Below are 1,899 nucleotides of genomic sequence, written 5' to 3'. Positions count from 1 at the left end.
GGAGCGGTGTGAATCGAGAGGTTCACGCACCGTTCTGCGAGAGGCCGGCAGGTGAAATTCCTCCGGCCTACTCACCCTCCGCTATAAGCGTTTTCAAGTACTTAGCCGTGTACTTAAATTGAGATTTTGCATTTAATTTGAGATTCGAGACCGGTAATTTCTCTGGGGTCGAATACAGGTTGTTAGGCCCGCGTAGTCCATGAACATCGCTTTGTTCGGAGGGAAAGCGATGGCGGTGGAATGGACGATTACGATCGAGGGCAGGAACGAGTTCGGTGACGTTTGCCGGAAGGCGGTCCGCATCGACAAGAGTTGGGAACGTCTGTTTGACGGCGACCTCGGCCTGTCGGTCGAGGACGGCAAGACCATCATGGCGGCGCTGCAGAGCGCGGTCGTGAACCATGAGGCGGAGACGTATGCCCTCTTTCGTCGGGTCTGCCCGGATTGCCACAGGTTTCGGTCGGTCAAGGATTACACGACGCGACGGATCCGGACTGTCTTTGGCATTGTGGAGGTGCGCAATCCTCGTTGGATGCTGTGTCGGGATTGTTACCCAGGCATGGTCGTAGCCTTTGCGCCGCTGCGGGAGATCTGCCCGGATCGAGCGACACCCGAGCTGATGGAATTGACGGCGCGGCTAGGGAGCATGATGCCGTACCGGCAGGCTGCCAGAGTGCTTGCCGAATTCCTGCCCGTTTTGTCGACCGAGACGCATGCCACCGTGCGCAAGCGAACCCTCAGGATTGGCGAACGGCTCGACGATCAGGTTGCTGAGGAAGAATTGCACGCAAGGGCGCAAATGGACGAACGGCGCCAGCTTGAAATGCAGCTTCCCGGCGATCGACGCAAAGAGTTCGTCATCAGCATCGATACTGCGCATGTTCGCAGCGCCGATCAACATTCGGCGCGCAACTTCGAGCTCGTTGTGGCCAGATGCGGCCGCGGCGGGCGGGGCGAAGACGGCGGTCGCTATTTCGCGACCAGCAGCACCGACCAACGGGCAATCCGGGATCGCGCCCTTCATGCCCTTCGGGAAGTAGGCTACCGCGGCTTTGGGGATGTGACGGTGATTTCGGACGGCGCCGAAATCCTGAAGCGGCTCCCCCGCGCAATGCCGAAGCCCACGGCCCACATCATCGACTGGTTCCATATCGCCATGAAGGTCCAGCCGATGCAGCAGATCGCCGATCATATGGCTCGATCCCGATCGAGTCTCTCTGAAGCGCTTCCCGCAATCGACCGTGACATCAGAGCGGTGAAGTGGCGCCTGTGGCATGGGCGGGTCGATCGCGCGATCACCGATCTGGAGCAACTCTTGGAGAGGGTGAAGGCTTCGCAAGGAGGCAGTGAATTCTCCATCGCCCGACTTCAAAGCCTCGGCTTGCAGCTCCTAAGCTATGTCCGTTCGAACCGCGGCGCGATCGTCAACTATGGCAAGCGCTACCAAGCCGGGCTTCGCGTCGCAACGACTCTGGCTGAATCGGCGGTGAATTCACTTGTCGGCAAGCGGATGGTCAAGAACCAGCAGATGCGGTGGTCGCTCCACGGTGCTCACATGCTCATGCAGGTCAGGACGGCAGATCTCAATGGCGAGCTTCGCAATCGATTGCGGGCGCCCTTCCGACAGCCAGAGTCGAAGGTGCCACCACTATTCAAGCCCAAACCGCCTCTCCTGCGCGCCGCCTAACCCCAGAGAAGTTACCGGTCTCCCACCGGTGACGATCGGCATCGATGGAGGCTACGTGCGCAGTCAGACCGACAAACTTCGAGGTGATCGTCGGCAAGTCCGTGCCCGAAGAAGGACCTGCACGGCGATTTGGCTGTGAGCGTCCGGCGAATGCATTTTTTGCGTCTACGAGGCGCGGTTTAGGACTTGCGGCTTAGCTCATCTGCCATGAC

The 1,899-nt window shown here is 59.6% G+C and carries 1 protein-coding gene; it reads left to right on the top strand.

Features of this window, described 5'->3' with window-relative positions:
- Positions 1–229: 229 nt before the first annotated feature.
- Positions 230–1,687: an ISKra4 family transposase gene (locus ACWGTI_RS32315; protein WP_454590637.1), complete on the top strand. Its 1,458-nt coding sequence runs from the start codon at positions 230–232 to the stop codon at positions 1,685–1,687.
- Positions 1,688–1,899: the final 212 nt, after the last annotated feature.

Source organism: Mesorhizobium sp. ArgA1, from assembly GCF_053714375.1.
Note: the sequence above shows the minus strand (reverse complement) of the source record. Positions and strands in the feature narration are given on the sequence as shown.

Excerpts from the sequence above, each read along its gene's own strand:
- ACWGTI_RS32315 (WP_454590637.1), top strand. The coding sequence starts at position 230 with ATGGCGGTGGAATGGACGATTACGATCGAGGGCAGGAACGAGTTCGGT.